This is a genomic window from Fulvivirga kasyanovii, from assembly GCF_009711405.1.
GTDB lineage: Bacteria > Bacteroidota > Bacteroidia > Cytophagales > Cyclobacteriaceae > Fulvivirga > Fulvivirga kasyanovii.
Window position 1 is genome coordinate 1 of the sequence record NZ_SMLW01000377.1, and the last position, 2,401, is coordinate 2,401.

Consider the following 2,401-nt stretch of genomic DNA (forward strand, 5'->3'; position numbering starts at 1 on the left):
GAATGAATACTTAACAGATATAAGATGCAATAAATAAGAATGACAAAATGCCCTCAGTGGTGCGGGTCAACATTGTTATTTTTATGATACTCTATCTTATAGAGGAACATCTGGGCCATTTTACCAGCTCGCCATTTAGCTTCCCTTGCTAGCTCTCCGGTGAAATTCTCATCTACTGTCTGATAAAATAAATACAGCCAGCGGTCAAAATGAGCTCTATTTACTGGAAGGCCTGCATGGGGAGCAAATGGGCTGCCATGGTATGTATGTTCCTCTAAAAGAATGGTCTGCCAAAACCTGTACATCCTCTCCAGATGTTTCGGCCATTGATCACCAATTTTCTCATTAAATACAGAAGCAAGCCGATCATCTTCCCGCACTTTATCGTAAAATGAATCAACAAGAAGCCTGATATCTGCCAACTCCAATATTTCCTTATTCATCCTGATGAGTATTTAAAATTCTACCTCCAATAGTTATTAGCCGCAGCGATAGTTTGAAATTCAATAGCGACAACTTGTGCTGATCCAATGAGCTGATTAGTATCATTGGCATAATCAGATCGTAATTTTTTCCTGATCTCCGGGTCAGTTTGTATTGCGGCTATTGATTTGCGCGCGAGTTTAATGGCTAATTCCCTGCCCTCCTGCGGAGTAGCTGTAATTAATGATGGGATGTAGTTTTCGGGGTTTTCCATGATAGATTAATAAATTAAACTAGTTTATTTTTAGATTTATTAGTGCCTATTTTTTGAAGACTTGATTTTATTATTCTATTTCTCAACACAATGTATATGAATTTCATTTCCAGAAATGATCACCCCATTTTTTATCAGGATCTGTAGTCTCCCTTGATAATATTTCAATCAAATGCTGCAACTGCTCATCGGTAGCTTCCTCCTGGATGACATTAAAAAGTTGTCTTTCCTCAAAACGTATATGTTGTTCTAATTCCTCTTCAATAAGAGAAATAGCCCTCTCAATATCATTTGAATCTAAAAATAACCTCTCTAATTTTCGATGTTGGACAATTGCCTTCTTCACCATCGGATTTTCATTTCCAATAATTGGAAAAACATGCTCCTCTTCTTCCTGAAAATGTTCCTGAAGATGGTTTTTAAAAAACCAGTCGGTATATTTTTTAATACGCATAAATGGTATATCCTTTCTGATCGCTTCCCGGATTTTATAACAGAGCAGCAATCCATGATGATGGTCACGACTTAATGATTTGAGAGCTTCATGTCTTTTAATTGGCGCCATTAAAATTTTATTTAAATTGATATTATTTTAAATGTATGTACCCCAGTTGGCTTTTTCTTCCGCCGACCAAAGATTAGGAAAAAACCTGCGTTGCTGATATTGAGGATGAAGATATCTTTTCCATTTGCTTCCGCCGGTAGCTGCTTTGGTAGTTCCTTTACTATCCAAATAATGCCCCGCTGTACGTAAATGAACCAACGGCCATTTAATATTGTACAGCCGATCAAAATCTCTAAGGGCCAGCCTCAAGTTTTCAGGCAGACTACCTTTTATTTTTATTAATTTATCCTGTAACGTATTCCCCTCTAATCCTTTTGCAAGTGAAATGAGTTTATTCAGATATTTCTCCTCAAACAAACGTAGTGTCAGCTTTGTATTGCCGGTTTTGCGGTCATAACCGGCATTACGCCAGTAAATATTGCGAAAGTAATCTTCCGCAGTAGGGTTTTGGGGAAGCTCGGATTTATCATTTTCATTCACAAGGTTCAATAAAGGGGTACAATGCAGTTCAATGTAACGGAACTGAACACTTTGGAAACCGCTCGCGGGCGTCAGGGCCATTCTAAAGGCATTATAATCATCACAATCCATCCCCTCGCGCATAACATCATATGAGGTAATTAACATATCGGTGTAGCGGATAATTCGTCTGATTTTTTGAATGATCTTGGTGGGATCAAAAGCAGTATCCCCTGTAATTTGCTCCAGTTCATGCAGGATTAATTTCAGCGTCAGCTCCGTAATCTGGTGATACATAATGAAGATGGTTTCATCCTTGTATTCGGTCCTGGGCCGCTGCAGGGAGAGCAGCGTTTCCAATTCCACATAATCCCAATAGGTGATTGGTTTAGCTTCAAGCAAACCTTTGAGGTAAGCCTCGGGATTTTCACCCAATTGCCGATACTTTTCTTCCAGCTGTTGCAGAAGTTTTTGATCCATAGTTTATAAATAGGTTAATTCCAAAAATTAAAAGACCTGCCACTTTAATGATTTCGGCGAGCACGAAATAAAAATGCAAATTGGAAGAAGGTAAGATTTGGTTATTAATTATGGCTGTTGCCTGCGTATCGAGCGCAGGTAGCAACCATAATGACTGTAAGATGAGGACCAATAGAGGTATCAATAAAAATACATTTCTC

At 38.4% G+C, this 2,401-nt stretch carries 4 protein-coding genes; all 4 read right to left on the reverse strand.

The genetic code is table 11. From position 1 onward, the window contains the following. Positions 1–53: 53 nt before the first annotated feature. Entirely contained in the window at positions 54–443 is a 390-nt protein-coding gene (locus E1163_RS04385; RefSeq protein WP_155169902.1) for a group III truncated hemoglobin, read from the reverse strand. A gap of 20 nt (positions 444–463) precedes the next feature. After that, positions 464–697, reverse strand: coding sequence for a hexameric tyrosine-coordinated heme protein (locus E1163_RS04390; RefSeq protein WP_155169904.1), 234 nt, complete (start codon positions 695–697; stop codon positions 464–466). Between the two features lie 103 nt (positions 698–800). Beyond that, positions 801–1,262, reverse strand: a complete 462-nt coding sequence (locus E1163_RS04395; RefSeq protein WP_155169906.1) for a hemerythrin domain-containing protein — start codon at positions 1,260–1,262, stop codon at positions 801–803. A gap of 27 nt (positions 1,263–1,289) precedes the next feature. Beyond that, the gene (locus E1163_RS04400) at positions 1,290–2,201 is read right to left on the reverse strand and encodes a tryptophan 2,3-dioxygenase family protein (RefSeq protein WP_155169908.1); all 912 of its coding nucleotides are present in this window, start codon (positions 2,199–2,201) and stop codon (positions 1,290–1,292) included. Positions 2,202–2,401: the final 200 nt, after the last annotated feature.